Origin of the sequence: Acinetobacter sp. MD2(2019), from assembly GCF_035615615.1 — a bacterium.
Taxonomy (GTDB): Bacteria; Pseudomonadota; Gammaproteobacteria; order Pseudomonadales; family Moraxellaceae; genus Acinetobacter.
Genome location: NZ_VTDU01000067.1, coordinates 1 through 828, shown reverse-complemented (window position 1 = coordinate 828; position 828 = coordinate 1). Strand labels below are relative to the sequence as shown.

The 828-nt window shown below is 36.6% G+C and carries 2 protein-coding genes; both read right to left on the bottom strand.

Going from position 1 to position 828, the window contains the following annotated elements; translation table 11 throughout:
- The coding region (locus tag I2F62_RS13260) for a transposase (RefSeq protein WP_420713766.1) at nucleotides 1-325 on the bottom strand (325 nt) is incomplete at its 3' end.
- Nucleotides 326-393: 68 nt separating this feature from the next.
- Nucleotides 394-771 carry an IS630 transposase-related protein gene (locus I2F62_RS13090; protein WP_324626442.1) on the bottom strand — a complete coding sequence of 126 codons (378 nt, stop codon included), beginning with the start codon at nucleotides 769-771 and terminating at the stop codon, nucleotides 394-396.
- Nucleotides 772-828 lie beyond the last annotated feature (57 nt).

Below are 828 nucleotides of genomic sequence, written 5' to 3'. Positions count from 1 at the left end.
TGTATTGAGTAGCCAATTCATCAATTTCTTTCCCTTTGTGAATCGAAGCGTTGTCTAAAATTAATAGGTATTTTGGGTGCTGACCACTTTTATCTTTAGGTAAACCTTTGAGTAAATATTCAAGCCATCCAGCAAAAGTGCTGCGATCACATGAACCCTGAAAGATGAAGGGTGCAATGAATCTGAAGGCTGCACTTGAGCAAACAGCACTGATTATACTTAATCTAGTTCCATGCCCACCTGATTTTATTGCATGACAACGTTTTCCTTTCTCAGACCAACCATAATCTGCAACTTCATTGCTATTTATGCCAGATTCATCAATATATAAAATATGTTCTTCACCATATTGCTGTTTCCATTGTGGGAGAAACCATTGGAATACTGCCCGTCCTATTTTGCAGGCTTGTCTGTAGAGAAAACTCTTTTTTTATGACTCCACCCCAGCTTTTTTAAAGCAAATAAGATATTTGCATAACTGACGCAATAACCAAATGTTTGTTCAAATAATGGCACTAGATCTTTAGCCTGTGAAAATGCTGTTGTTTCAACAAAGCTTTTGAACGCTTGTAAGTCTTTAATTTTATAGGGTCGACCTGCTTTGTCGGGATGAGGTCTATTTGCATTTCCCTGATGCTTTTCAAGTTTGATCCATAGATCTAGAGTGGTTCTTGCGATCTTAAAAATGATACAAGTTTTAGATTTATTCTGGCATTCTTTGTAGTAGTTCAGAGCTTTGTGGCGAAGATCATTGGAATATGGCTTAGGCATAACAGTAGCTAGTAGGTTTTTTGTAGTGTAGCAAACTTTATATTTTTAGCTATATAG